23 protein-coding genes are annotated in these 24,983 nt (G+C 73.6%); 16 read left to right on the forward strand and 7 right to left on the reverse strand.

Going from position 1 to position 24,983, the window contains the following annotated elements; translation table 11 throughout:
- Positions 1-55 precede the first annotated feature (55 nt).
- Entirely contained in the window at positions 56-694 is a 639-nt protein-coding gene (locus tag ABGB21_RS22425; protein ID WP_347654298.1) for a TetR/AcrR family transcriptional regulator, read from the reverse strand.
- Between the two features lie 161 nt (positions 695-855).
- Here ABGB21_RS22425 and ABGB21_RS22430 point away from each other — a divergent pair, with 161 nt between their 5' ends.
- From ABGB21_RS22430 to ABGB21_RS22465, 8 genes are all read left to right on the forward strand, one after another.
- Positions 856-3,849, forward strand: a complete 2,994-nt coding sequence (locus ABGB21_RS22430) for a hypothetical protein (RefSeq protein WP_347679380.1) — start codon at positions 856-858, stop codon at positions 3,847-3,849.
- Positions 3,850-3,984: 135 nt separating this feature from the next.
- Positions 3,985-5,100: an alpha/beta hydrolase gene (locus ABGB21_RS22435; RefSeq protein ID WP_347654212.1), complete on the forward strand. Its 1,116-nt coding sequence runs from the start codon at positions 3,985-3,987 to the stop codon at positions 5,098-5,100.
- A gap of 14 nt (positions 5,101-5,114) precedes the next feature.
- Complete coding sequence (locus ABGB21_RS22440) at positions 5,115-6,080, forward strand: DUF3152 domain-containing protein (RefSeq protein ID WP_347654211.1); 966 nt, start codon at positions 5,115-5,117, stop codon at positions 6,078-6,080.
- A 102-nt stretch (positions 6,081-6,182) separates the two neighbouring features.
- Entirely contained in the window at positions 6,183-7,211 is a 1,029-nt protein-coding gene (locus ABGB21_RS22445; protein WP_347654210.1) for a DUF3152 domain-containing protein, read from the forward strand.
- A 164-nt stretch (positions 7,212-7,375) separates the two neighbouring features.
- The gene (moeZ, locus tag ABGB21_RS22450; RefSeq protein WP_347654209.1) at positions 7,376-8,557 is read left to right on the forward strand and encodes an adenylyltransferase/sulfurtransferase MoeZ; all 1,182 of its coding nucleotides are present in this window, start codon (positions 7,376-7,378) and stop codon (positions 8,555-8,557) included.
- A 305-nt stretch (positions 8,558-8,862) separates the two neighbouring features.
- Entirely contained in the window at positions 8,863-9,747 is an 885-nt protein-coding gene (locus ABGB21_RS22455; RefSeq protein ID WP_347654297.1) for an ABC transporter ATP-binding protein, read from the forward strand.
- A complete protein-coding gene (locus ABGB21_RS22460) occupies positions 9,744-10,595 on the forward strand; it encodes an ABC transporter permease (RefSeq protein WP_347654208.1) in 852 nt (283 codons plus the stop codon). Before ABGB21_RS22455 ends, ABGB21_RS22460 begins: the two co-directional genes overlap by 4 nt.
- Complete coding sequence (locus ABGB21_RS22465) at positions 10,595-10,840, forward strand: helix-turn-helix transcriptional regulator (RefSeq protein WP_347654207.1); 246 nt, start codon at positions 10,595-10,597, stop codon at positions 10,838-10,840. The genes ABGB21_RS22460 and ABGB21_RS22465 overlap by 1 nt, the downstream gene beginning before the upstream one ends.
- 37 nt (positions 10,841-10,877) lie before the next feature.
- On the opposite strand, the gene ABGB21_RS22470 is transcribed toward ABGB21_RS22465, so the two are convergent.
- The gene (locus ABGB21_RS22470; RefSeq protein WP_347654206.1) at positions 10,878-11,786 is read right to left on the reverse strand and encodes an AraC family transcriptional regulator; all 909 of its coding nucleotides are present in this window, start codon (positions 11,784-11,786) and stop codon (positions 10,878-10,880) included.
- Positions 11,787-11,947: 161 nt separating this feature from the next.
- Between ABGB21_RS22470 and ABGB21_RS22475 the strand changes: the two genes are divergently transcribed.
- The 3 genes from ABGB21_RS22475 (at position 11,948) to ABGB21_RS22485 (ending at position 13,982) form a co-directional block, all read left to right on the forward strand.
- Positions 11,948-12,709: an SDR family oxidoreductase gene (locus tag ABGB21_RS22475; protein ID WP_347654205.1), complete on the forward strand. Its 762-nt coding sequence runs from the start codon at positions 11,948-11,950 to the stop codon at positions 12,707-12,709.
- A gap of 129 nt (positions 12,710-12,838) precedes the next feature.
- Positions 12,839-13,651 (forward strand): prenyltransferase/squalene oxidase repeat-containing protein, encoded by an 813-nt coding sequence (locus ABGB21_RS22480; protein ID WP_347654296.1) that lies wholly within the window; start codon positions 12,839-12,841, stop codon positions 13,649-13,651.
- Positions 13,638-13,982, forward strand: coding sequence for a hypothetical protein (locus tag ABGB21_RS22485; protein WP_347654204.1), 345 nt, complete (start codon positions 13,638-13,640; stop codon positions 13,980-13,982). The genes ABGB21_RS22480 and ABGB21_RS22485 overlap by 14 nt, the downstream gene beginning before the upstream one ends.
- Before the next feature lie 42 nt (positions 13,983-14,024).
- Here ABGB21_RS22485 and ABGB21_RS22490 read toward each other — a convergent pair whose 3' ends face one another.
- Positions 14,025-15,293, reverse strand: coding sequence for a glutamate-5-semialdehyde dehydrogenase (locus tag ABGB21_RS22490; RefSeq protein WP_347654203.1), 1,269 nt, complete (start codon positions 15,291-15,293; stop codon positions 14,025-14,027).
- Between the two features lie 100 nt (positions 15,294-15,393).
- A complete protein-coding gene (proB, locus tag ABGB21_RS22495; RefSeq protein ID WP_347654202.1) occupies positions 15,394-16,569 on the reverse strand; it encodes a glutamate 5-kinase in 1,176 nt (391 codons plus the stop codon).
- Between the two features lie 71 nt (positions 16,570-16,640).
- On the opposite strand from proB, the gene ABGB21_RS22500 reads away from it, so the two are divergent.
- Positions 16,641-16,949 carry an MGMT family protein gene (locus ABGB21_RS22500; protein ID WP_347654201.1) on the forward strand — a complete coding sequence of 103 codons (309 nt, stop codon included), beginning with the start codon at positions 16,641-16,643 and terminating at the stop codon, positions 16,947-16,949.
- Between the two features lie 41 nt (positions 16,950-16,990).
- On the opposite strand, the gene ABGB21_RS22505 is transcribed toward ABGB21_RS22500, so the two are convergent.
- Positions 16,991-17,596, reverse strand: a complete 606-nt coding sequence (locus ABGB21_RS22505) for a hypothetical protein (protein ID WP_347654200.1) — start codon at positions 17,594-17,596, stop codon at positions 16,991-16,993.
- A 218-nt stretch (positions 17,597-17,814) separates the two neighbouring features.
- Between ABGB21_RS22505 and ABGB21_RS22510 the strand changes: the two genes are divergently transcribed.
- Positions 17,815-18,747, forward strand: a complete 933-nt coding sequence (locus ABGB21_RS22510; protein WP_347654199.1) for a TAXI family TRAP transporter solute-binding subunit — start codon at positions 17,815-17,817, stop codon at positions 18,745-18,747.
- 12 nt (positions 18,748-18,759) lie between these two features.
- Here ABGB21_RS22510 and ABGB21_RS22515 read toward each other — a convergent pair whose 3' ends face one another.
- Together ABGB21_RS22515 and ABGB21_RS22520 are read right to left on the reverse strand one after the other, a co-directional pair.
- Positions 18,760-20,124 carry a HAMP domain-containing sensor histidine kinase gene (locus ABGB21_RS22515; protein WP_347679383.1) on the reverse strand — a complete coding sequence of 455 codons (1,365 nt, stop codon included), beginning with the start codon at positions 20,122-20,124 and terminating at the stop codon, positions 18,760-18,762.
- 12 nt (positions 20,125-20,136) lie between these two features.
- Entirely contained in the window at positions 20,137-20,793 is a 657-nt protein-coding gene (locus ABGB21_RS22520) for a response regulator transcription factor (RefSeq protein ID WP_347679385.1), read from the reverse strand.
- 226 nt (positions 20,794-21,019) lie between these two features.
- On the opposite strand from ABGB21_RS22520, the gene ABGB21_RS22525 reads away from it, so the two are divergent.
- The 3 genes from ABGB21_RS22525 (at position 21,020) to ABGB21_RS22535 (ending at position 24,913) form a co-directional block, all read left to right on the forward strand.
- Entirely contained in the window at positions 21,020-22,468 is a 1,449-nt protein-coding gene (locus tag ABGB21_RS22525) for an MFS transporter (protein WP_347654196.1), read from the forward strand.
- An 80-nt stretch (positions 22,469-22,548) separates the two neighbouring features.
- Positions 22,549-24,033, forward strand: a complete 1,485-nt coding sequence (locus ABGB21_RS22530; protein WP_347679387.1) for an aspartate aminotransferase family protein — start codon at positions 22,549-22,551, stop codon at positions 24,031-24,033.
- A gap of 133 nt (positions 24,034-24,166) precedes the next feature.
- Complete coding sequence (locus ABGB21_RS22535; protein WP_347654194.1) at positions 24,167-24,913, forward strand: lytic polysaccharide monooxygenase; 747 nt, start codon at positions 24,167-24,169, stop codon at positions 24,911-24,913.
- The last annotated feature ends 70 nt before the right edge of the window (positions 24,914-24,983 follow it).

Raw genomic sequence — 24,983 nt, forward strand, 5'->3', positions numbered from 1 at the left:
GTTCAGGGCGAAAGATCCGCCGTCGGAAAGGCTATCCGATTGCCGCGGGCGAGAGTCAGGCCGACTCGCCCTGGAGCGGGAAGCTTGCGATCCCCCGCCAGGTGAGATTGGTCAGCAGCGCCTCGGCCTCCTCCTTCGGCACCTGGCGTCCGTTGGCCAGCCAGAACTGCGCCGCCGTCTCGGCCGCGCCGACCAGCCCGGAGGCGAGCAGTTCGGCGCGGGCCCGGCTCACCCCGGTATCCGAGATGATGGTGTCGGTGAGGGCGGCGATGCAGCCCTGCTCGACCCGCTCCACCCGGTCCCGGACGGCCGGCTCGTTACGCAGGTCAGACTCGAAGACCAACCGGAACGCGCCACTCTCGTGGTCGACGAAGTCGAAGTACGCCCGGACCGCGCCGCTGACCCGTTCCCGGTTGTCGGTGGTCGCCGCCATCGCCTCCCGGACCTTCGCCACGATCGCGTCGCAGTGGGTGTCCAGCAGTGCCAGGTACAGCTCCAGTTTGCCGGGGAAGTGCTGGTACAGGACCGGCTTGGAGACCCCTGCCCGCTCGGCGATGTCGTCCATCGCCGCGGCGTGGTAGCCCTGCGCGACAAAAACCTCCTGGGCCGCCGCCAGCAGCTGTTTGCGCCGGGCCGAGCGCGGTAGCCGCGTTGGTCGGCCGGCAGTCTGCGCGCCGTTGCCCAGCTGGGACACGGTCACCTCCGCTTCGCCTCGCACGTCACCGATCCTCGATCCGATCCTCGTCCCGGGTCGGGTCCATCCTCCTCGCCCGACCGCACAATTAGCCTGCCGCTGTAACTTATCGGCACTGCCACCACACGGTAGCCTCAGCGGGGGCGACCAAGGAGCGCACGGTGGACGAAACAGGGCAACCCGGAGCCCCCACACCGGGAGACAACGGTAACGGGGCAGGTCCGCAGGGCGACCAGGCCCGCCCGATCAACGGCTGGGCGGCCGACGCGGGCTGGCCCGGCGCCGAGAACGGCGGCGACGCGTCCGGGCGGCAGTGGCGGCAGCCGGCGGAGCCGGTGCTGAGCCAGGGCTGGGGAGACCGGTCGACGTCGTACCCGACGCAGCCGTTCCCGGGCACTGCGGCGGAGCACCGGCAGCCGGTCAACGGCGTACACCTGGGCGAGGCGGCCGAGGCGGAGCGGGGCTGGGCCGGTGGACGTGGCGAGCCGGGCTACCCGTACGGGCCGGAGCCGACCGACCCGTACGTGCGACGGTCGCCGGTACCGGAACTGCCGGCGGGGCCGCCGGAGGAGTACCCGACCGGCCCGCTGACCGCGCAGTCGCCCGACGGGGCGGCACCGGCTGAACCGGCCCGGCACGCGTACTCCGAACGGGAACCGGGTGGCACCCTGCCGGCGGGGCAACCGCCACGGTGGGGGGAGTCCGGCTATCCCGGCCACCCCGGACCGATCTCCGGGCCGCCGGCCGCCGCCGTCTCCGGGCCGCCGGTGCCGGCCTCGGCGCCGCCGATGCAGGTCTCCGGGCCGCCGGCCCAGATCTCCGTACCGCCGGCCAACCCCGACCGGATGGTGCGGGAGCGGACCGCGTTGATGCCCGCCGTACCCCGACCGGCCGACCGTGTCCCGGGCCAGGGCGGCCCGTCGGGGCACGGTCAGACCGGAACGCCGTCGGGCGCCTGGCCGGCGGCACATCCGGTCGACCGTGGCGCGCTGCCGAGCGGCCCGGGCGCCGCGCCGGCCGGCCCGGGATATCCACCCGGTGAGCCCGGTACGCCGCAGGGCGGTGCCGGTGAGCCGGACGGTGCCTGGTCGTCCGGGTGGGCACCGCCGTGGGCGGCGCCGAGCCCCACGCCGACCAGCGCGAATCCGGTCGACCCGCAGCCCGCCGGTCACGGCGTGCTCGACCCCCAGCCCGCCGGTCATGGACCGGTCGGCCCGCACACCGCCGGTCCCGCGTCCCTCGACCCGCATCCGGAAGGACCCGGGCCGGTCGGTCCGCCCGCCACCTCCGCCCCGGCCGGGCCCGGCGTCGGCGGTCCCGCCGCCGCGCCGCACGCCGCCGGCCTTGGCCACGGGGGCGACCAGGCCGAGCCGGCGGGCGAGTTCCGGGACGGCGGACACCGCCGCGACGTCGAGCCCGCCCCGGACCAGGGCTGGTCCCCGCCGGGCTGGGCGAACCAGCGGGTGCAGCGGCTGCCCGTGCAGCGGCCGCCCGCCGAGTCCCCGCTGACCGCCGTCCGCGAGGTCGGCCACCGGGACGACCAACCCCAGCCGGCGGGCTACGACGACCGCGGCCAGTCCGGCGGATACGACGACCAGGGCCAGCGTTCCGGGTACGACGACCGCGGCGAGCCGCGCGGCTACGACGAGCACGGCCAGCGTTTCCGGACGGCGTACGACGAGCACGCCCAGCGGGTGGGACACCCGGTCGGCCCGGCGGGGCCCTCGGGCGCCGATCCGGGCAGCCACCGCGTGGGGCCGGAAGATCCCGGGCAGCACGGTCCGGTCGGACCGGTGCCGGCCCAGCATCCCGAGGCGCCGGGTTACCTGCCCGGGCCGGGTGGCCTGCGCTCCGCCCGGGCCGGCGAGCCGACCGGTCATCCACCGCACCGCGAGGCGCTCGCCCTGCCGACCTCGTCCAGCGTCGCCGGTCCGGCGTACCCGCACCAGCCTCCGTCGCTGTCGGCGGCCGAACCCGGATCCGTGCCCCGCCCCGCCGAGCAGGGTTTGGACGCGCTACCCCAACGCATTCCCGCTGAGCCAGACGTGCCCACCGTGCCGGAGCCGCCAGCCGTGGAGCCCCCCGCCGAGACGCCGGAACTCGCCCGAATCGCGACCCACCTGCGTCGGGAGGACGGACCGGTGCAGCCACGCGAGCGGCCGGACGGGTTCGACGTCGAGGCGATCGTGGCGGCGGTACAGGGTGTACCCGGGGTTCGGGACGCCTCCGTCCGGACCACCCCGGCCGGAGCCCACAGCCTGCGGCTGGACCTCGCCGACGGTGCCGACCCGGCCGAGGTCAGCCGGCAGGTGGCCCGGCTGCTCCAGGAACGGATGGGGCTCGCGGCGGCCCCGCAGAACCTGCCCGACACCGCACCGGTCGACCCGACCCGTCCGGGGTGGCCCGGCTCCGGGGCGTCCGCCCCGGGGGCACCGCCCCGGCAGGTGCCGACCGCCGCGCCCCGGCAGCCGGGCACGTACGGCGCGCCCGCGCCCACACCCGCACCCGGGGCGTTCGGCGGGCCGACCGGCCCGGGCACGTACGGCACCGCGACGGAGGGGGCCCGTCGGCGCCGCCCGGCCCCGGCCCGGGGACGGGCCAGCGCGGAACAGCCGGAGGGGGCCACCCCGACGGAGACCGGCCGGAGTGGCGGGCTCGGCGCCACGACCGTCGGCACCTCGTACTCCGGCAGCCCGGTCACCACCACGGAGAGCGCGCCGTCCCGGCCGCTCAACCCGGGCTCACCGCCGGGACCACGGGTGATCATCGACCACGTGCAGGTGAGCACCTTCGGGCTGGACGCCACGGTCGAGGTCCGGCTGGCCGCCGGCGACCAGCCGGCGGCCGGGCTGGCCACCGGGCCGGCGGTCGACGGGTACGTGCTGCGGCTCTGCGCCGTCGCGGCGGCCGCCGCGATCGACGAGCTGCTCAGCTCCTCCACCCGGGTCACCGAGCGCGGCCGGTGTTTTGTCGAACACGCCGCCGTGGTGCCGTTCGGCAGCTGTGAGGTGGCGACCGTGGTGGTCCTGCTGGTCTGCGACGGCTGGGTGGAGCAGCTCGCCGGCTCGGCACTGGTCGCCGGTGATCCACGCCAGGCCGTTGTCCGGGCCACCCTGTCCGCGGTCAACCGGCGGCTTGAGGCGTTGCTCACCTGACCCGGCCACCGGAATCCGGCAGAGCGTGACGACCGGGGAGGGGACGGGGCAGACGTCCCCGCCCCGGTCGGGCCGCCGGCGGCCGTCCTGCACGGAGCGTGGGCGCGAGCCGACGGACAGCGACACACTTGACTGATGAAGCGCGCGTTGCTGGAGGCGGACGAGCTGGTCGTCCGCGACGAGGTGCCGCCGCCGTGGCCCGGCCGGACGGTACGGATCGACGGTCTGCTCACCCACGTCCGGGACACCCCGGCCACCTCCCCGGACGCCGAACCGGCGCTCTATGTGCACGGACTGGGCGGATCCGCGCAGAACTGGACGGACCTTGCCGGCCTGCTCGCGCACCGGCTCGACGGGCAGGCGATCGACCTGCCCGGCTTCGGGCTGAGCGGCCCGGCCCCGCGGTACACCGTCCCGGCCCTGGCCGACCGGGTGATCCGCTACCTCGAACACTCCGGCCGGGGTCCGGTGCACCTGTTCGGCAACTCGCTCGGCGGGGCGATCTCGGTACGGGTCGCCGGGCTCCGCCCCGACCTGGTCCGCACCCTGACGCTGGTCTCGCCGGCGATGCCGTTCCTCGACCCACGGCGCTCGCTGCAGGGCAGGATGGTGCCGCTGCTGGCGGTACCCGGCGCGGAGCGGCTAGCCGCCCGCCTGCTGACCCAGCTGCCGCCGGAGGAGATGGCCCGCCAGGTGATGGAGGCCTGCGTCGCCGACACCAGCCGGATCTGCGACCAGCGGCGGCAGGAGGCGATCGAGGAGATCAGGATCCGCTACACGGCGGAGCACTACGCGAGCGCCTATCTTCGTACGCTGCGTGGCCTGGTGGGGAGTTTCCTGCGGGCGTACCTGCCCGGTGCCGGGTCGCTGTGGCGGCTCGCCGCCACGATCACCGCGCCGACCCTGGTCATCGGCGGCTGGCAGGACCGGCTGGTCGACGTACGGGTGCCGGCCCAGGTGGCCCGGCTGATCCCGGACAGCCGGCTGCTGATGCTGGACGGGGTGGGACACGTGCCGCAGCTGGAGGTGCCGCGTACGGTCGCCCGGGCCGCCCTCGCCCTGCTGTCCGAGCCCGGTACCGGTTCTGGCCGGCTGTCCGAGCCCGGTACCGGTTCTGGCCGGCTGGCGGAGTCCGGTATCGGTTCTGGCCGGCTGGCGGAGTCCGGTATCGGTTCTGGCCGGCTGGCGGAGTCCGGCACCGGCCGGCCGGTCGGAGTTGATCTCACGGGGCAGCAGAATTCGCTCCGCTGACGTCTGATGTAGGCGTGCGGAAAAGTCGGCGCCCCCAGCCCCCGTCCGAGCGTGTCGAACCCGGGCCGGCCCTGTCGTCCGGTCGGCCGCCTCGGGAGGGCCGGGACACCGCCCGGCCGCGCCCGGACGGCCGGGGCGCCTACCGGGGACGGGCACGTCGTCCGCCGGTCCGCCGGTCCGGCTGGCTGGCGGTGGGCCTGCTGGCGGTGGCGGGTGCGGTCGCCGTGGTCGGGATCCTGGTGCCGCCGGCGGACCGGCTGGTGGCCGACGACGGCCCGGCCGGCGCCCCGACCGGGGCGGCCGGACCGACCGGGCCCGCGACACCGAGCCCGACCGCGAGTGCCACGCCGTCGGCGCCACCACCACCGCCGGTGTTGAAGCTCGACGGTCCGGGGCCGTCCACCGGGCCGGGGACGTTCAGCTACGCCAAGGGACGCGGCGAGGTGCTCGGCCGGGCGGGGACGCTGCGGAAGTACCGGGTGGCGCTGGAACGCGGCACCGACGAGGACCTCGACGAGTTCGCCGCGAAGGTGGACGCCGCGCTGGCCGACCGCCGCAGCTGGATCGGCAGCGGACGGCTGCGGTTGCAACGGGTGCCGGACAACGCCGGCCACGACTTCACCGTCTACCTGGTCACCGCCGGTACCGCCCGGCGGATGTGCGCCGAGTCCGGTGTGGACATCCGGGTCGACGGCAGGCCGTACACCTCGTGCCGGGGCGCCGGGCGGGTCATCCTCAACCTGGACCGCTGGCGGCTCTCGGTGCCGCACTTCGTCCGGGCCAAGGTGCCGTTGGAGACGTACCGCAGTTACGTGGTCAACCACGAGGTGGGGCACGAGCTGGGCCACCGGCACGAGCGCTGTCCCCGCGACGGGCGGCCCGCCCCGGTGATGATGCAGCAGACGCTCTTCCTCAACGGCTGCAAGGCGAACCCGTGGCCGTACCTGGACGGGGAGCGGTACACCGGACCGCCGCTCTGACCGGCGGCTGACGGTCCGCCGCGCTGACGGTCCGCCGGTCCGGCCGGGCGTCGGTGCGGCGGCTGGTGCGGGCCGGCCGCCGCGTGGCACAGTGGGCCCGCCATGCAAGGGCCGGCCGCGCACACCGATCCCGTCCGTCTCCCGGAGCTGTCGACTCCGGGCGACCGTACCGGCGACCCGGCGGGCGAGATGTGGCCGGAGGACCGTACCGACGACCGGGCCGACCGAGTCCGACCTGGCGATGCTCGACCTGACGATGCCCGTACCGACGACCCGGTCGACGCGGCACCGCCGGGCGGCCGGCGCGGCCGGCACCGGCTGGCGATGGCCCGGGCCCGCCGCCGTCGCCGACGTGCCGTCGCGCTCGCGCTGCTGTCGACCACCGCCGGCCTGGTGCTGGTCGGGCTGGTGCACGGTGGCCCGCCGGACGGTGCGCCGGTGGCGGCCGGGAGTGCCGACGGAGTGGTCGCCGGTGGCCCGGCGCGCGGTGCCGGCCCGTCCGGAGACGCCGCCGGAGCGCCGGACGGCACGGCCTCCGGGCGGTCCGACGGGCAGCCCGCCGACTATCCGACCACCGGTCCCGGCACCTTCGGGTACGCCGGCGGCGGTGACGTCGTCGGCACCACCGGTGACCTGCGTCGTTTCCGGGTCGCGGTGGAGCAGGGGATGGGGCAGGACACCAACGGCTTCGCCCGCGCCGTCGACACGGTCCTCGGCGATCCACGCGGCTGGACGGCCTCGGGGAAGGTCCGCTTCCAACGGGTCGGCCGGACGGCGAAGGCCCAGTTCACCGTCTTCCTCGCCACTCCGGGAACGTCGGAACGGATGTGTGCCGAGGCTGGCCTGCACACCGAGCGGTACGGCTCGTGCCACGTCCCCGGCGAGGTGGTCCTGAACATCGCCCGCTGGCTGACCGCGGTACCGGACTACGGCGCCCCGCTCGACGTCTACCAGGCGTACGCGCTCAACCACGAGGTCGGGCACGAGTTGGGGGAGCGGCACCAGGCGTGTCCCCGGACGGGCGCCCCGGCTCCGGTCATGCAGCTGCAGACGTACGGGCTGCGCGGCTGCGCGCCGAACGGCTGGCCGTACGTCGACGGGCGCCGCCACGTCGGCCCGGTGCTGCCGTAGCGTGCCGGTGGTCACCCGGTGCCCGGTTATTCCCGCTCCCGGATTCCGGGCAGGTGTTCCACCTCATGGCCGATATCGGCCCCGGCGAGCGACAATGGCCCGACATGCCACTGTCGATGCGCTCAGCCGTCCGCTGAGCGAGGATCGGAACCGGGGAGTCCATCGTGTCACTGCCCCCGCTCGTCGAACCCGCCGCCGAGCTGACCGTTGACGAGATCCGTCGCTACTCGCGCCACCTGATCATCCCGGACGTCGGGGTCGAGGGGCAGAAGCGGCTGAAGAACGCCCGGGTGCTCTGTGTCGGGGCCGGCGGTCTCGGCTCGCCCGCGCTGCTGTACCTGGCCGCCGCCGGGGTCGGCACGCTCGGGATCATCGACTTCGACGTCGTCGACGAGTCCAACCTGCAGCGGCAGGTCATCCACGGCGTCTCCGACGTCGGCCGGCCGAAGGCGGAGTCCGCCGCGGCCAGCATCCGGGAGATCAACCCGCTGGTCAACGTGGTGATCCACAACACCGCCCTGGACCGGGACAACGTGCTGGAGATCTTCGGCCAGTACGACCTGATCGTCGACGGGACCGACAACTTCGCCACCCGGTACATGGTCAACGACGCGGCGGTGCTGCTCGGCAAGCCGTACGTCTGGGGGTCGATCTACCGGTTCGACGGCCAGGCGTCGGTCTTCTGGGCCGAGCACGGCCCCTGCTACCGCTGCCTCTACCCGGAGCCGCCGCCGCCCGGAATGGTGCCGTCCTGCGCCGAGGGCGGGGTGCTCGGTGTGCTCTGCGCGTCGATCGGCTCGATCCAGGTGACCGAGGCGATCAAGCTGTTGACCGGGATCGGCGAGCCGCTGGTCGGCCGGCTGATGGTCTACGACGCGCTGGAGATGTCGTACCGGAAGATCAAGGTCCGCAAGGACCCGAACTGCGCGCTCTGCGGCGAGAACCCGACCGTCACCGCGCTGCTGGAGGACTACGAGGACTTCTGCGGCGCGGTGTCGGCGGAGGCGGAGGAGGCGGTGGTCGACTCGACCATCACCGCCCGGGAGCTGAAGGAGTGGCAGGACGCCGGCAAGGACGTCTTCCTGGTCGACGTCCGGGAGCCGGCCGAGTACGAGATCGTCCGGATCCCCGGCGCCACGCTGATCCCGAAGGGCGACATTCTCTCCGGCGCGGCACTCGCCCAGCTGCCGCAGGACCGGCAGATCGTGCTGCACTGCAAGTCCGGCGTACGGTCCGCCGAGGCGCTCGCCGCGGTGAAGGCCGCCGGGTTCCGGGACGCGGTGCACGTCCAGGGTGGGGTGCTCTCCTGGGTCAAGACGGTCGACCCCTCGCTGCCCAGCTACTGATCCGCCAGTCCGCCAAGGCTGGTCCACCCAGTCCGCCACGGCTGATCCACCCAGTTCGCCACGACGGGGCGGCTCCGGTTTCCGGAGCCGCCCCGTCGGTTTTCTGTCCGAGGAGTCCCCCGCCGACATGTAGTACATGTACTATCGTCGCTCGTAGACCTTGGATGATAGGGGGCAGGTCTATGACTATGACCGAGGGATCGGGCCTGGTTGAGGGATCGGGCCTGGTCGAGGAGGCGGGCCGGCCGCCGAAGCCGGTCGGCGAGCCGGGCCCGCCGCCCGTGATCGACGTACGTGACCTGCGGATGCGCTACGGCCGGACCGACGTGCTCACCGGGGTCACCTTCACCGCCCAGCCCGGCGAGGTGGTGGCGCTGCTCGGCCCGAACGGCGCGGGCAAGACCACGACCATCGAGATCCTCGAGGGGTTCCGGATGCGGTCGGCCGGCGACGTTTCGGTGCTCGGCGTGGACCCGGCGCACGGCGACGAGCGGTGGCGGGCCCGGCTGGGCGTGGTGCTCCAGTCCTGGCGCGACCACGCCAAGTGGCGGGTACGTGAGCTGCTCCAGCACCTCGGGTCGTACTACACGTCGTACGCCACCGACCAGGTACGGCGACCGTGGGACATCGACGAGCTGGTGGACGCGGTCGGGCTCAACCCGCACGCCCACAAGCGGGTCAGCCAGCTCTCCGGCGGGCAGCGGCGCCGACTGGACGTCGCGATCGGCATCGTCGGCCGTCCCGAGCTGCTCTTCCTCGACGAGCCGACGGCCGGGTTCGACCCGGAGGCCCGGCGGGAGTTCCACGACCTGGTACACCGGCTGGCCGACCTGGAGCAGACCACCATCCTGCTGACCACCCACGACCTGGACGAGGCGGAGAAACTCGCCGACCGGATCCTGATCCTGGCCGGTGGTTCGATCATCGCGAACGGCTCGGCGGAGCAGCTCGCCCGGCGGATGCCGTCGGACGCGGAGGTGAAGTGGAGCCGGGACGGCGAGCGGTTCGTCCACGTCGCCGCCGACGCCACCCGGTTCGTCCGCGAACTGTTCGGGCAGTACGGCGACAGCGTCACCGATCTGGAGATCCGCCGGGCCAGCCTGGAGGACACCTACATGGCACTGGTCCGTGAGTTCGAGTCCGGGCGCAGCGGCGCCGCCCTGCGCAACTTCCAGGAGGTGGATCGGTGAGTCCGATGCTGATGGCGGCGCGGGCCGGGCTGGTGCGGGGCGGGATCGAGGTCCGGCACACCCTGACCAACGGTCAGGACCTGTGGAACTACATATTCCCCAACGTCGTCTTCACGGTGGTCCTGTTCTTCATGCGGAACTCGACGGTGCCCGGCACGGATTTCTCGCTCGGCGCCCGCAACCTGCCGAGCATGATCGGCGGCGGGCTGGCCTTCGGCGCCATGGTGACGATGATGATGACGCTCATCATCGAGCGGGAGGACGGCACCCTGCTGCGGGCCAAGGCGATCCCGCACGGCATGCTCGGTTACCTGGTCGGCAAGGTGGTGCAGGTGGCCGGGATGAGTGCGGTCAGCGCGCTCATCCTGGTGGTCCCGGGACTGCTGCTGGTGGACGGGCTCGCGCCCGGGGGGCCCGGCCGCTGGCTGATGCTGGCCGGCGTGGTGCTGCTCGGCCTGGTCGCCTGTCTGCCGCTCGGCGCGATCTTCGGATCGCTGTTCGACAATCCGCGTAACGCCGGGGTGATCATGCTGCCTATCATGGGGCTGGTCGGCACCTCCAGCATCTTCTACCCGATCAACAACTACCCGGTCTTCCTGCAGTGGATCGGCCAGGCGTTCCCGATCTACTGGCTCGGGCTGGGCACCCGCTCGGCACTGCTGCCGGACGAGTTGGCGGCGGCGGAACTCGGCGGCTCCTGGCGGCACCTGGAGACGTTCGGGATGCTCGGTGCCTGGGCCGTGGTCGGGCTGCTGGTCGCGCCGGTGGTGTTGCGCCGGATGGCCCGGCGGGAGTCGGGCTCCAGCGTGGCTGCCCGCAGGGTGAAGGCGATGCAGAGGACCACCTGATGAGTAGCGAGTCCATCTACAACCGCATCGCGGTCCTGCGGGCGGAGCGGGGGATCTCGCGCCGGGACCTCGCCGACGCGCTCGGGGTGCACTACCAGACGGTCGGCTACCTGGAACGGGGGGAGTACAACCCGAGCCTGCACCTGGCGCTGCGGATCGCCCGGTTCTTCGAGGTGCCGGTGGAGGTGGTCTTCTCCACCGAGCCCTTCCCCCGGATCGGCGCCCCCGACCGGGTGGTTGCCTGAACCCGGTCGGTGCGGGCCGCACCGGTCCAGTCTCCGGTCACGGCAGGGCCGGGGCGACGTCGCCCACCGGGGCGCGGAGCCGGGCGGCGTCCTGGCTCGGCGGCGCGCCGAACTGGCGGCGGTACTCGCGGCTGAACTGTGACGGGCTGTCGTAGCCGACCCGGTGCCCGACGCCGGTGACGTCGCCGGGGTGGGTGGCGAGCAGCAGCCGGGCCTCCTGGAGCCGGATCTGCTTCTGGAACTGGATCGGGCTCATCGCGGTGACCGCCTGGAAGTTGCGGTAGAAGGCGGAGACACTCATCCCGGACAGCCGGGCCACGTCCTCCACCCGGAAGGCCTGGGCGTAGTTGTCGCGGATCCAGCGGACGGCGCGGGCGATGTGGGTCAGGCTGCTGTCCGCGAGGCCGAGTTGGCGTACGACGGCGCCCTGGTCGCCGGTGATGATCCGCCAGAGGATCTCCCGTTTGACCAGTGGCGCCAGCACGGTGACGTCACGCGGCCGGTCGAGCAGACGCAACAGCCGGATCGCCGCGTCGAGCAGTTCCTCGGGTGCGTCGCTGACCGCCAGTCCGGAGGGTGTACCGCCGGTGCTGGGCGGGATGTCACCGGGGGCGGCGTGCAGCAGCAGTTCCGCGACCTCGGCCGGGCGCAGGACCAGGCCGAGTCCCAGTGCCGGCCGCTCCGGCTCGGCCTCGGTGAAATGCCCGGTGACCGGCAGGTCGACCGAGGCGACGAGATACTGCCCGGCGCGGTACTCGTAGACGCGGTCGCCGAGCGCCAGCCGTTTCGCCCCCTGGGCGATGAGCGCGAAGACCGTACCGGACATCGAGGTCGAGGGCGGCTCGGTGTGGTCCACCCGGGAGACCAGGACGTCGTCGATGGCGGTGGTCGTGTCCGGCCGGGCGTGCCGGGCCACCAGGTCGCGCAGTTCCTCCAGGCGGTGCATGTGGCGATTGAACCACCTGGCCGATGCTCCGTACAACGAGAGGATCAGGCAAGCATTCAGGAGATCCGTTCTAAAGTTTGAGCAGGTTCCGATGCTTCGATAGGAGGATCAGATTCGCGGGGAGCGCAGACAGCCTCCATGATTGAACAGGTGGACCGACCATGCGGGTCGCTATCGTCACCGGTGCCAGCTCCGGCATCGGGCAGAGCACAGCCGTCCAGCTCGCCCGGCGCGGCGCGGGAGTGATCCTCACCTACGGCCGCAACCATGCCGGCGCACTGGAGACGGTCGCGGGCATCGAGCGGGAGGGCGGCACGGCGGTCGCGCTGCCGCTCGACGTCGGCCGGAGCGAGACCTTCCCGGCCTTCCGCGACTCCGTCGTCGCGGCGCTGCGCGACACCTGGCAGCGGGACACCTTCGACCACCTGGTCAACAACGCCGGGTTCGGGCACGAGGCGACCAGGTTCGAGGAAACCTCCGAGGAGTTCTTCGACCGGCTGATGCGGGTCCTGCTCAAGGGGCCGTACTTCCTGACCCAGTCCCTGCTGCCGCTGATCGTCGACGGCGGCGCCATCGTCAACGTGACCAGCAACTCGGCGCAGGCGTCCGGGCTGACCCCCGGCTACTCCGCCTACGGCACGATGAAGGGCGGACTCACCGTCCTGACCCGGTACATGGCCAAGGAGTTCAGCATCCGCGGCATCCGGGTCAACTCCGTCGCGCCCGGCACCACCCGTACCCGGATCGCCGACAACGCCTTCGAACGGTTCCCGGAGGCGATCCCGGCCGCCGCCGCGACGATCGCGCTCGGCCGGATCGGTGAGCCCGACGACGTCGGCCTGGTGATCAGCGCCCTGCTCGGCGAGGAGGGCCGCTGGATCACCGCACAGAACATCGAGGTCTCCGGCGGCCAGAACCTCTGACCGACCCCGTCCCCCGGAGCGCAGCGCCATCCGCGCCGGTCCGCCATCGATCGACCGGTGGCCCGACCCCGGCCGACCTACCGAGGTGGAACCACGTTCCCACCGGTAGCGTTCTGCGCCGTGGTCGACATGGACGCCGCGATCGGGTTCGTGGTCGCGCACGGGGACGCGGTGGACCGCGCCCGGCTGCAGCGACTACGGACCGGGACGGCACCGGCGCCGGAACTGCTCGCCGAGGCGGAGGTCGGACCGGCTCCGGACGGCGGCTGGCCGGCGAGCTGGGCGGCCGAGGTCGGCTCGGTCGACGCCACCTGCTTCCGACTCGCCGAACTCGACGACCTGGGGGCGCTCGGCCGGGACGCCGCCCGCAGAGCGCTGGACTGGCTGGTCAGCCGGCAACGGGCGGACGGCACCTGGGAGGAGGATCCGTCGCTCGCCGCCGAGGCACCGCCGTGGGCCCGCCCCGGTGACCCGGAGGCGACCCTCTACCTCACCGCCAACGCCGGCTACTGGCTCACCGTCGCCGGCCTGGACGCCCGCCCCGCCGGCCCGCTGGACACCCGGGTCGGCGGGGCGTACGCGGGTGTGGTGCAGGCCGCCGCGCAGGCGCTGGCGGGCCAACTGCGACCCGACGGGACCTGGCCGTCGTACCTGGCCACCGGTTGGTTGGCGGCGGCGGTGCTGCACGGGCGGGGGTTGTTCGGCGAATCCGCCCGGATCCAGTCCGTACTCGCCGTCCGACTGCCGGAGATGTCCCCGGCCGACGTGGCCTGGATGGCGTCGGCGCTGCGCCGGGTCGGGGTCGCGGCCGCCGGCTGGCTGCTGGCCGCCGCCCGGCGTCGGCTCGCCGAGACCCAACGCAGCGACGGCGGCTGGCCCAGCGACGACGGTGCGATGTTCGAGGTGCACACGACCCTGGCGGCGATCCGTGCCTGCCGCTGAGCCACCGGAGCCGCGCCGCCAGCCGGTCCGCGCCTTCATCGGACGGCACCAGGGACTGGTGGGCACCGCCCTGTTCGTCGGGCTCGGTGGCGGCGGGATCGCCGCCTGGCACCGCTGGGACCTGTGGTGGCTGGAGAACAGCCTGGTGCAGGGCGCGCTGATCCTCGTGGCCAGCATCGGCATCCTGGCCCTGTTCTACTGGGCCGAGGGTGCGCTGCCCCCGCACGGCGGTCGCCGGGGCCGGCGCCGGTCGCGCGGCGAGCGCGAGTCCCACCGCCCGGCCCGGTCCCGCCCACGCGCGCGGCGGTCACGACGCCGACGCCGGAAGTGACCAGGGTTCGGGCGGCCCAGCCCTCCGGAGACCGCCGGGGAGTCAGCCGCGCAGGTGGCCGTCACCGGTGACGACGTACTTGGTGGAGGTCAGCTCGGGCAGGCCCATCGGGCCCCGGGCGTGCAGCTTCTGGGTCGAGATGCCGATCTCGGCCCCGAAACCGAACTCGCCGCCGTCGGTGAACCGGGTGGAGGCGTTCACCATCACCGCCGCCGAGTCGACCCGGGCCACGAACTCCCGGGCCGCCGCCACCGACTCGGTGACGATCGCCTCGGTGTGCTGGGTGCCGTACCGGGTGATGTGCGCGACCGCGGCGTCGAGCGAGTCGACGACGGCGGCCGAGATGTCCGCGGAGAGGTACTCGGTGCCGAAGTCCTCGTCGGTGGCCGGCACCACCTCCGCCGAGTACGCCGCCACCTCCGGCGAGCCGTGCACGGTGACCCCGGCCTCGTGCAACGCGGCCAGCACCCGCGGCAGGAACGCCTCCGCGACGTCGGCGTGCACCAGCAGCGACTCGGCGGTGTTGCAGGTCGACAGCCGCTGGGTCTTGGAGTTGAGCACGATCGCCAGCGCCTTGTCGAGGTCGGCGGCGGCGTCGACGTACACGTGGCAGTTGCCCACCCCGGTCTCGATCACCGGTACGGTCGACTCCTCGACCACCGCCCGGATCAGTGACGCCCCGCCGCGCGGGATCAACACGTCGACCAGGCCACGGGCCCGCATCAGCTCCTTGACCGAGTCGCGGGAGGAGGCGTCCAGCAGTTGGAGCGCGTCCGCCGGCAGCCCGGCACCGGCCACCGCGTCCCGCAGCACCGCGACCAGAGCGGTGTTCGAGTGGATCGCCGACGACGAGCCGCGCAGCAGCGCGGCGTTGCCGGACTTGAGGCAGATGCCGGCCGCGTCCACGGTGACGTTCGGGCGGCCCTCGTAGATGATCCCGACCACCCCGAACGGGACCCGGATCTGCCGCAACTCCAGCCCGTTCGGCAGGGTGCCGCCGCGGACGACCTCGCCGACCGGGTCGGCGAGCGCGGCCATCTGGCGCAACGCGTCGGCGATCGCCGCGACCCGCTCGCTGGTGAGGGCGAGCCGGTCCAGGATCGCCGCCGAGAGACCGTTGTCGCGCCCGGCGGTCAGGTCGGCCTCGTTCGCGGCCAGGATCTCCGGCGTACGGGCGACCAGCGCGTCCGCCATCGCGTGCAGGGCCGCGTCCTTGGTCGCCCGGTTGACGGTGGCCAGGGTGGCCGCTGCGACGCGGGCACGCTTCGCCGCCTCCACGGTCCCGGTGGCAGGGGAGTTCTGGGTCGACATCTGCACACTGTAACCACCCGGGAGGCGTCGCCCGGTGTGCTGTTCGCCCAGCGAGACGGCCGGCCGCCGCAGCGGCCTTGGACCGGCCCGTCCGGTCAGATCAGAGCAGCACCAGATCGTCGCGGTGCACGACCTCGCGCTCGTAGCCCGGGCCGAGCGCGGCGGCGAGTTCGGAGGTGGAGCGGCCGAGCAGGCCGGGCAACTCCACCGCGTCGTAGTTGACCAGCCCCCGGGCGACCGCCGCCCCCGCGTCGTCGACCAGGTCGACCGGGTCGCCGGCGGTGAACGTGCCGTCCACCGCGGTGATCCCGGCCGGCAGCAGCGACTTGCGGCGGGCCACCACGGCCTGCACCGCACCCGGGTCCAGGTGCAGCCGCCCCCGGGGCGAGGTGGCGTGGGCCAGCCAGAAGAGCCGGGCCGCCGGCCGCTGGCGTACCCGGTGGAAGAGCGTGCCCACCGACTCGCCGGCGAGTGCGCCGGTGGCCAGTCCGGTGGCGGTCAGCACCACCGGGATACCGAAGCCGGTGGCGATCCGGGCCGCCTCGACCTTGGTGACCATGCCGCCGGTGCCGACCCCGGCCCGGCCGGCCCGGCCGACCACCACCTCGGCCAGGTCCCGCTCGTCACGGACCTCGGCGATCCGGACCGTGCCCGGGCGGGCCGGGTCGCCGGTGTAGAGGGCGTCGACGTCGGAGAGCAGGACCAGCAGGTCGGCGTCGACCAGCGCGGCCACCAGCGCGGCCAGCCGGTCGTTGTCACCGAACCGGATCTCGTCGGTGGCGACCGTGTCGTTCTCGTTGACGATCGGCACCGCACCGAGGTCGAGTAGCTTGCGCAGGGTGCGGTAGGCGTTGCGGTAGTGGGCCCGCCGGGTCACGTCGTCGACGGTGAGCAGCACCTGCCCGACGGTCCGGCCGTGCCGGGCGAAACCGCTGGTGTAGTGGGCGATCAGCAGTCCCTGGCCGACGCTCGCCGCAGCCTGCTGGGTGGCCAGGTCGCGGGGACGGCGGGACAGGCCGAGCGGGGCCAGGCCGGCGGCGATCGCCCCGGAGGAGACCAGGACCAGCTCCCGACGGTCGGCGGAGCGGCGGCGCCCGTCGGCGGCCGGCCCAGTCGGTCGGCCGTCCGGGCCGGGCCCGCCGTTGGCCAGCCAACCGGCGAGTACGTCGGCGAGGGCGTCGACCCGATCCGCGTCCAACCCGCCGGCGGCGGTGGTCAGCGACGACGAGCCGACCTTCACCACGATCCGGCGTGCTGAGGTAACTGCTTCCCGCACCCGCCCATTCTCCCGGTGCTGCTCCGGGCCGGCCGGACCGGTCTCCCCGTACTCCCATATCGTGGCAGCTTGTGACCCCGGAGGAGTACGTCGAAGAGGTGCTGTCGGTGGTCGAGCGGATCCCGCCGGGACGGGTGATGTCGTACGGGGCGATCGCCGACTACCTGGCCGACCGGTCCGGTCGCGCCTCGGCCCGGCTGGTCGGCTCGGTACTGGCCCGACACGGCGGTGGCGTGCCCTGGCACCGGGTGGTGAACGCCGCCGGCCGGCTGCCGCCGGGCCACGAGCGGACGGCCCGGGAGCGGCTGGTCGCCGAGGGGACACCGCTGCGGGGTGCCGGGGTCGACCTGAGGTCGGCCGCCTGGTGGCCGGAGGACTGATTCGGCGACGGTGTGGGGCGGGTCGGTCGGCCCCGGGCGGGTCAGCTGGCCAGCGAGATCGGGCGGGCGCTGTGGCGCAGGATGCGGTCCTTCTCCGCGCCGCCGGGCACGGTCACCAGCAGACAGCCCGAGCGGCGGGCCACGGTGGCGGTCGAGCCGAGCAGGTGGGCGCTGCGTACCAGCACCGCCGCGAGTTCCGTGTCGGCGATCCGTACCCCGAGGATGGTGGTCCGGACGTGCCGGCCGGCGGCCAGCAGCGCGGCCCGCCACGCGGCGGCGGCCAACGCCTGCCGACGGGCGTGCCGGGGGGTCGAGGCACCGATCACCGACGGGTCCAGCAGCGCGGTCCGGCCCTGTTGCCAACCGGTGGCCAGCAGGGTCGGCTGGCCCGGCTCGACGACGTGCAGCCGGTGCAGTTCGTAGCGGCGGCGGACCCCGGCGGTGATCCGCTCCGGCCGGGGTGCACTGCCGAGCCGGGTCAGCAGTGCCGCCAGGCGGGCGGCGGCAGCCTCCGAACTGAATTCGGCCAAGAGGTTCGTCGACTGCCGCACGCTCCCCGCGCGGGTGCACCGGACCAGGCATGCCGCCTCGAAGGCGTCCGCCAGCGAAACCCGGTCCAGTGGCTTGGTACCGGCGGTGGGCCGCACGGACGGCCGCCTTGCGGGGTAGGTCGCGGTGCCCCAGATCATTCGGTCGCCCCCCGTACTCGCGACGAACAGCTACCTCAACGGTGGCCTTTGAAACGGTCGGACGGTAGACATCGGTTGAAGGCTTGAGCAAAATTTGCGCTGAGCGGGAGCGTCGCCGGGGTGGTGGTGGGGTGGCCGGGACAGGTGCGGGCCGGCGTGCGGGCGGCAGGCCGACCGTGCGACGGGTCACCACTCTTGCCACGGTGCTGCTGCTGGTCACCACGTCGATGCCGGTCGGCGCCTGCACGTCGCCGAAGTCGGAGACCCGTCGGCTCCGGATCGCCACCGGCAGCGCGACCGCTGTCTACTACGCGGTCGGTCAGTCCCTGGCCACCATCCTCAACCGGGAACTGCCCGACATGGCCGCCACCGTGCTGGTCACCGCCGCGTCCGAGGAGAACGTCAAACTCGTCTCCGGCGGGCGGGCCGAACTCGGCTTCACCCAGGCCGACATCCTGCCGACGCAGCCGCCCGCCGGATCCGGGCTGAGTGCCGTCGCCCGGGTCTACGACGACCTGCTGCACCTGGTCACCCGGGCACAGGGACCGATCCACCGTTTGGAGGACCTGCGGGGCCGCCGGGTGGCGGTCGGCGCACCGGGCTCCGGTACGGCGGTCACCGCGAACCGGCTGCTCAACGTCGCCAACGTACGGAGTGGACTGGCGGAGACGCTGGCGCTCGGCATCGACGACGCGGTGGCCGCGATGCGGGCCGGCCAGATCGACGCGTTCTTCTTCTCCGGCGGGCTGCCGGTCAAGGCCGTCGCCGACTTCGCCGCCGAGACCCCGGCCCGGTTCGTCGACCTCGGCGCGTGGGTCGAGCCACTGCGGAAGTCCTATCGGGAGGTGTACGTCGGACGCGACATTCCCACCTCGGCGTACGGAACGGAACCGGTGACCACGGTGGCGGTGCCGAACTACCTGGTGGTCGCCTCGGACCTGCCCGAGCAACTCGTCTACGACATCACCCGGCTGCTGATGCAGCGGCGGGACGAGCTCAGCGCCGCCCATCCGGCGGCCGCCCGGCTGAACCCCCAGTCGGCGATCACCACCACCCCGCTCGTCCTGCACCCGGGAGCGGCCCGCTACTACCAGTCCCACAAGCCCTGAGCGGGCCCGGCCTCACACCCGGAACCAGGCTTCGGCGGTGAGGCCGGTCGGTTCGGCGGGGCGCATGCTGAGCCGGCCGCCGGAGGCGTCGACGAGGACCGCCACGATGGTCAGGCCCAGGCCGGCGCCGTCGATGTTCTGGGTGTCCGGCGCCCGCCAGAAGCGCTCGGTGGACGATTCGAGCTGGGGTGCGGTCATGCCGGGGCCGTCGTCGGTGACCTGGACGACGATCCCGTCGTCGCGGCGGGAGACGGAGACCTCGACACGGCCGCCGGGGTGGTTGAACTTGACCGCGTTGTCGATCAGCGCGTCGAGGACCTGGTCGATCGCGGTGCGTACCGCCCGGGCCGGATGTGGCCCGTCGGTCGGCCGCAGGTGCAGCGTGACGCCCCGGTGGGTGGCGAGTGGCTGCCAGGCGGCGACCCGGGAGGCGGCGACCGCGGCCGCGTCGACCACCACCATGGTGTGCTCAGCCCGTTCGGTCCGGGCCAGGGTGAGCAGCCCGTCGAGGACCTGGGCCAGCCGGTCGGTCTCCTCCAGGGCGAGCCGGTGCTCGGCACGGCCGTACTCGTCGGTCAGGCTCGGACCGAGTTCCTCGACCCGCAGCCGCAGCGCGGTCAACGGGTTGCGCAGTTGGTGGCTGGCGTGCGCGACGAACGCCCGCTGCCGTTCCAGGGCGTCGGCGACCGCGTCCGCCATCTCGTTGAAGCTGGTGGCGAGTCGGCGCAGCTCGGGTGGACCCTGCTGGGTCGGCACCCGGGCGGTACCGTCGCCGGCCGCGATGTCATGGGTCACCACGTCGAGTACGGTCACCGGCCGCAGTACCCAGCCGGCCAGCCGGAATGCGGTCATCACCCCGGCGGAGACCGCCAACAGCCCGATCGCGGCGAGCGCGGTCCACCAGACGGTGACGCTGCGGCGTACCCGGTCGGTGGTGGAGACCGTGACGACGGTGCCGATCACCTCCCCGCCGTCGCTGACCGGTACGGCCACCACCAGCGGCGCCGCCTGCCAGGGCCAGATCACCTCCGGGATGGTCATCTGCCGGCCGGCCAGGGCACCGAAGACCGCGGTCCCGATCGGCTCCGAGCTGACGAAGTCCTCGGTCGCCACCACCGGCCGGCGTTCCCGGTCGATCAGGGCGGCGGTGATTCCGTACAGCTCGTGGTAGTGCTGGAACTCGTCGTCGACGGCGCCGACCGCGCCGCTGCGCAGCGCGGGACCGGAGAGGGAGGCGAACCGGTTCGCGTCGGCCAGCCGGTCCGCGCGGATCCGCTCGGTCTCCCGGTTCGCCAGGGTGACCGCGAGCGGGGTCTCCAGAGCGAGCAGGACCAGGATCATCAGCAGGGAGTAGCTGAAGACCAGACGGCGGCGCATGTCGGTTCCGGTCTACTCGGCGCAGAGCCGGTACCCGACGCCGCGTACCGTCCGGACCAGGTCGGGGTCGCCGAGCTTGGCGCGCAGCGAGCCGACGTGCACCTCCACGGTGTGCCGGGCGGCACCGGTGGTCGGCCAGACGTCCAGCAGGATGCGCTCGTGCGGCACCACCGCACCCGGCTGCCGGGCCAGCGACACCAGGATGTCGAACTCCTTGCGGGTCAACGCGACGGACTGGCCGCGTACGGTGACCAGCCGGGCGGCCACGTCGACCCAGACCGGGCCGACCTCGATGATCTCGGCGCGGGGGGTGCCGGAACTGGACCGGCGGAGTACGGCGACGATCCGGGCCTCCAGTTCGGCCATGGAGAACGGCTTCACCACGTAGTCGTCGGCGCCCATCCGCAGGCCCAGGACCCGGTCCCGTTCCTCGCCCCGGGCGGTGACCGCGATGATGCCGAGCTGGGCGCTGCGCTGCCGCAGGGCCCGGCAGACCTCCACCCCGTCGCCGTCGGGCAGGGTGAGGTCGAGCAGCACCAGGTCACACGGGGCGGCGGCGAGCGCGGCGGCGGCGGTGCCGGCACGTTCCACGTCGTACCCGCGTCGGGACAGCGCGGAGGCCATCGCACCGGCGACCAGGGCGTCGTCCTCGACCAACAGGATGCGCATCCGGCTCGCTCCTCGTCCGGGTGGGTACCCTCGTGCCGCGGGTCGCGGCCCTGCGATCATCGCGCATCCGACACGCCGGGCGCACCGGGGTGTAAGGAGCCCGATCCTCAATTTTGGCTCAATTCCGGTGCGACGGTGGTCCCGGGTCGGGTACGCCGATCGGCCGGCAGGTCGGCACGTTCGCGGGAGACCGGATCCAAGATCGCGGCGGATAACATTCCGGCGCATGGATGCCCCGCGCACCGGTAGCCGATCGACCATCCGCCCGGTCTCCCGGTCCGGTCCGTCCTCGCTGGCCGGTCTGCCCCGGCGGGTGCACGCCGGCTACGCGCTCGGCTCGTTGGCCACCGGCGCCTTCGGTACGGTGCCCGGCCTGGTGCTGCTGCCGTACCTGACCGACACCCTGGGGGTGGCCGCCGGGGTGGCGGCCCTGCTCGTGCTGCTGCCGAAGGCGTGGGACGTGCTGGTGAACCCGGTCGCCGGCCGGATCTCCGACCGGACCCGTTCCCGGTGGGGTGCCCGGCGGCCGTACCTGCTGTTCGGCGGGCTCGCCCTGGCGGTGCTCTTCGCGGCCATCTTCGCCGCCCCGTTCTCCGCCGACCCGGCCGGCGGCGCCACCCCCGGTCCGGCCGCCGCCGGGTACGTCGCGGTGGCGTTCCTGCTCACCGCGACCGCGTACGCCTTCTTCCAGGTCCCGTACGTGGCGATGCCGGCCGAGCTGACCTCGGACTACCAGGAGCGGACCCGGCTGATGACCTGGCGGGTCGCCGTACTGGCGGTGGCGATCCTGGTCTCCGGCGCGGCCGCGCCGCTGGTGGTCGACGCCGGTGGTGACGGTGTCGCCGGGCACCGTTGGCTGGGACTCTTCGTTGCGGTGCTGATCGTGGCCGGTGCGGTCGGGGCGTTCCTCGGCACCCGCTCGGCGCCGGCGGACGCCGTGGCGGCGAGTGAACCGACCCTGCGGGCGCAGCTCGCGGTCGCGGCCGGGAACCGGCCGTTCCGGCTGCTGCTGAGCTGTTTTGTCGTCCAGTCGGCCGGCGTCGCGACGGTGTTGGCCGGGGTGAACTACTTCGCCGAGCAGATCCTGCGGGATCCGGGGACCGGCCCGACGCTGCTCTTCGCCTGTTTTGTCGGCCCGGCCCTGCTGGTGATGCCACTGTGGAGTCGGGCCGGCGCCCGGCTGGGCAAGATCCGGGCGTTCGGCCTCGCGTCGCTGCTGCTGGCGCTGGGCACGCTGCTGCTGGTCGCCGCGCCGGTGCTGCCGGCCTGGCTGGTCTACCTGGTGGTGGCGGTGATCGGCGGCGGCTACGCCGGTCAGCAGGTGTTCGCGCTGGCGATGCTGCCGGACTGCATCGCGTACGACACCGCGCGGACCGGGCGGCGGCAGGCCGGGGTCTTCACCGGGCTCTGGACGGCGGGCGAGACGTTCGGGTTGGCGCTCGGGCCCGGCATCTACGGCCTGGTCCTGCAGGTGTCCGGCTACGTCTCCTCGTCGACCGGTACGGCGGCGGCGCAGCCGGACAGCGCCCGGCTCGGGGTGCTGCTCGGGTTCACGGTGCTGCCGGCGTTGCTGATCGGGCTGGCGCTGCTGACGGTACGCGGCTACGACCTCACCCCGCAGCGGCTGGCCGCCGTCGGTGCGCCGGCCGACGGGCGGGACGGGGCCGGGCGGTGACCAGCGGGGCGGCACGACGGACGACGGGGCGCCGGCCGCGACGTTGACCGTGCCCCGGATCGGCGCCTACGGTGGCCGCCATGGTCGAGGCGCTGCCGGCGAAGGGCGTACCCGCGGATCAGATCCTGGCCGAGTTGGGTGACCTGCGGGCGGCGGATCTGCCGACGCACGGTGGCCGGCTCTTCGCCTACGTCTACGACCCGGCGATACCCGGTCTGGACGAGTTGGCGACGACCGCGTACGCCCGGTCGGCGCACGTCAACGGGCTCGACCCGACCGCGTTCCCGTCCCTGCTGACGATGGAGAACGCCCTGGTCGGGGCGGCGGCCCGACTGCTCGGCGGTGGTCCCGGCACCGCCGCGCCGGACGTGGTCGGCAGTGTCACCGGCGGCGGCACCGAGTCGCTGATCCTGGCGGTGAAGGCGGCCCGGGACGCCCGGCCCGAGGTGACGCGGCCCCGGCTGGTGGTGCCGGCCACCGGGCACGCCGCGTTCGCCAAGGCGGCGCACTACCTGGGGGTCGCCCTCGACCAGGTGCCGGTGTCGGCGGAGACGTTGCGGCCGTCGGTCGACGACGTCCGGGCCGCGATCGGGCCGGAGACGGTGCTGGTCGCCTGCTCCGCTCCGTCGTACGCGCACGGGGTGGTGGACCCGGTGGCACAGATCGCCGAGGTGGCGGCGTCGGCCGGGGTACGGTGCCACGTGGACGCCTGTTTCGGCGGCTGGACCCTGCCGTACCTGCGTCGGCTCGGCGTACCGGTGCCGCCGTTCGACCTCACCGTCCCCGGGGTCACCTCGATCTCGGTCGACCTGCACAAGTACGCGTACACCCCGAAGGGTGTCTCGGTGCTGCTGCACCGGGACGCGGACCTGCGCCGGCCGCAGTACTTCGCGTTCGCCGGCTGGCCGGGCTACACCATGGTGAACCCGGTGATCTCCTCCACCCGCTCCGGTGGCCCGATCGCCGCCGCGTACGCCACCCTGCGGCACGTCGGCGACGACGGATACCTCCGGCTGGCCGAGCAGGTCCTGGCCGGGGTACGCGGACTCGCCGCCGCGGTGTCCGAGGTGGACGGTCTGCGGCTGCTCGCCGAACCGGAGTCGACGGTGGTCTGCTTCACCAGCACCGGGTCCGGGCCGGACCTTTTTGTCCTCGCCGACGAGTTGGCCGTGCGTGGTTGGCACTGCCAGCCCCAGTTGTCGTACGCCGGCCTGCCGGCCAGCATCCACCTGTCGGTGGCCGCGGCGGTGGCTCCCCGGGTGGCGGAGTTCGGTCCGGATCTGCGGGACGCGGTCGAGGCGGCCCGGCTGGCCGGGCCGGTACGGCTGCCCGCCGAGGTGCTGGCCCTGGCCGGGGCGCTGACCCCGGAGCTGCTCACCCCGGAACTGGTGGCCAACCTTGCCGCCGGACTGGGTCTCGGCGCCGACCCCGCCGCCGACTCCTCGGCCGGGCCGCTGCCGGCCCGGATGGCACTGGTGAACACGCTGCTCGATGCCGTACCGCTGGCGCTGCGGGAGCGCTTGCTGGGTGAGTTCCTCGGCCTGTTGCAGCGGCCGACGTACTGACCCGCCGGGCCGGTGCCGGCCAGAGGCGACAGCCTTGTATCGATCCATCGACAAATGTTGCCGCCATGTATTTACTGTTAAGAATCTTTCTTTTATGTTGAGGAGACCTTCCCGATGACCTAAGGAGCCCGCGATGCGGAGATCCGTGGTTCTGACGTTGGCGACGGTCGCCGCCGTCCTCGCCAGCGTGCTCGTGGCCGCGCCGGCCGCCCAGGCGCACGGCTACATCTCGTCCCCGCCCAGCCGGCAGGCCCTCTGCGCGCAGCGGGCGGTGCCGGACTGCGGCCAGATCCAGTGGGAGCCGCAGAGCGTGGAGGGGCCGAAGGGCCTGCGCAACTGCCACGCCAACATCGCGCACTTCGCGGTCCTCAACGACGACGGCCGCGGCTGGCCGGCCACCTCGGTCGGCAACACGGTCACCTTCAACTGGGTGCTCACCGCCCGGCACGCCACCAGCACCTGGGAGTACTACATCGGCGGCTCCCGGATCGCCGTCTTCGACGACGGCGGACGGCAGCCCGGCGCCACCGTCTCGCACACCGTCAACCTCGGCGGGCGGACCGGCCGGCAGAAGGTGCTGGCCATCTGGAACATCGCCGACACCGCCAACGCCTTCTACAGCTGCGTCGACCTCCAGGTCGGCGGTGGCGGCAACCCGAACCCGACCCCCACCCCGACCCGTACGACCAACCCGCCCACGCCTCCGCCGACCAGCGCGCCCACCCCGCCGCCGTCCAGCGGCACCTGGCAGGCCGGCACCACGTACCAGGTCGGCAGCACGGTGACCTTCAACGGTCTCAGCTACCGCTGCCGCCAGGCGCACACCGCCATCCAGGGCTGGGAACCCCCCTACGTCCCGGCCCTGTGGGAACGGATCTGAGCGGACCGGAGCTGAGCCGACCGGAGCCGGCGGGTGACGTCACGCCGAACGGCACCCGTCACGGGCCCGC

Source organism: Plantactinospora sp. B24E8, from assembly GCF_039871735.1.
In the GTDB taxonomy this organism is placed as follows: domain Bacteria; phylum Actinomycetota; class Actinomycetes; order Mycobacteriales; family Micromonosporaceae; genus Plantactinospora.